This is a genomic window from Thermoleptolyngbya sp. M55_K2018_002 (genome assembly GCF_015295965.1).
Taxonomy (GTDB): domain Bacteria; phylum Cyanobacteriota; class Cyanobacteriia; order Elainellales; family Elainellaceae; genus Thermoleptolyngbya; species Thermoleptolyngbya sichuanensis.
Genome location: NZ_DVEA01000319.1, coordinates 1 through 1,511, shown reverse-complemented (window position 1 = coordinate 1,511; position 1,511 = coordinate 1). Strand labels below are relative to the sequence as shown.

Annotated in this window: 3 protein-coding genes; 1 reads left to right on the top strand and 2 read right to left on the bottom strand. The window is 63.7% G+C overall.

Annotation, left to right across the window (positions count from 1 at the left end; translation table 11 throughout):
* Both IGS51_RS16285 and IGS51_RS16280 read right to left on the bottom strand, forming a co-directional pair.
* A partial coding sequence (locus IGS51_RS16285) for an AAA family ATPase (protein WP_297079825.1) occupies positions 1–711 on the bottom strand: 711 nt, incomplete at its 3' end.
* Positions 708–863 (bottom strand): hypothetical protein, encoded by a 156-nt coding sequence (locus IGS51_RS16280; protein ID WP_297079824.1) that lies wholly within the window; start codon positions 861–863, stop codon positions 708–710. The genes IGS51_RS16280 and IGS51_RS16285, both read right to left, overlap by 4 nt.
* Before the next feature lie 18 nt (positions 864–881).
* On the opposite strand from IGS51_RS16280, the gene IGS51_RS16275 reads away from it, so the two are divergent.
* A partial coding sequence (locus IGS51_RS16275) for a M28 family peptidase (RefSeq protein ID WP_297079823.1) occupies positions 882–1,511 on the top strand: 630 nt, incomplete at its 3' end.

Genomic DNA, 1,511 nt, shown 5'->3' with positions numbered 1-1,511 from the left:
CAGAATCTCTTCGTCTTGCCGCGTCGCCCGCACCAAGCTCAGCATATATTGCTGCAAATGCGGCTCCACATGCACCGCCGCGCACTGCTGCCGCAAGGCTTGCACCTCGTCCAGCGAGAGGCAGGGACGCAACTCTTGGGTGGGCACGCTGCCGCCGTTGAGCCGCTGCAACATCTGCAATTCTTCTAGCTCCGTCGGATAGCCCAGGCTCAGCGATAGGGCAAAGCGATCCATCTGGGCTTCGGGCAGGGGAAACGTCCCCTGATATTCCACCGGGTTTTGCGTGGCGATTACAAAAAAGGGCGTGGGCACGCGGCGCGACACGCCATCCACCGTCACCTGCTGTTCTTCCATCACTTCTAGCAAGGCAGACTGGGTGCGCGGGGTGGCGCGGTTGATTTCGTCGGCCAGCACCACGTTGGCAAACACGGGCCCCGGCATAAATACAAACTCGCCGCTGCGGGGATTCCAGATATTCGTCCCGGTGACATCCGACGGCAGCAGGTCGGGCGTGCATTGCAGCCGCTGAAACTGGCCGTCGATCGATCGCGCTAGGGACTTGGCCAGCAGCGTTTTGCCCACCCCCGGCACGTCCTCCAGCAGCGCGTGGCCGCCCGAAAACAGCGCCACCAGCACCAGCCGAATCGCCTCCGACTTGCCGACGATGGTGCGTCCCAAATTTTCTACAAGCTGTTCGATGCGGTCTCTCATGATAGGCTGGCGCGGAGTTGCAAAACGCTCTGCTCCATCATGGCAGCGATCGCCCGCAATCGGGGCAGGAATTCTGCGGGTTTTGCCCAGGACTGCCGCGATTTCCCAAGACCCGGCAATGGCGCTAGGATGATCGGGGATTCATTTTGCAACGCGCTGAACCGTTCACCATGCGAATTCGACGGCGTTGGGTGGGGCTGTGGCTGGCGATCGCGCTGCTGGTAGGGCTAGTAGCGGGGCTGCTGCCAGCGGGATTTCTGGGAGAATCGCACTCCCGCCCGCAGCCCATCGCTTTGCGGCCAGCCCTTTCTACGCCTGACATCAACCCCGAACGGCTCTTGAGAGATGTGCAGGCGCTCAGCTTTGTGCGATACGAAGCGGGCGATCGCCAGCGGGCAGCAGAATATATCGAGCGATCGCTCACCGCAGCGGGCTGGCAAGTGGCGCGTCAGCCCTTCGGCGTAGGCGAAACCGCTGGAGAGAACCTGATCGCTACCCGCCCAGACGCGCCGCCGGATCGTCCCAAGCTGCTGCTGGCGGCCCACTACGACACGGTGAAGGATTCTCCCGGAGCCGACGACAATGCGACGGCTGTGGCAACCGTGCTGGAAGCGGCTCGGCTGCTCGACCCGCAGGACGCGCCCGCCCGCCTGGAACTGGTGCTGTTTGACCGCGAAGAGGCGGGGCTGGAGGGCAGCGAGGCATTTGTGGCGGAGGCGGCGCGGCGGCAAGGGGTGCGGGGCGCAGTGGTGATGGACATGATCGGCTATGGCTGCGACGTGGCGGGCTGCCAGTCCTAC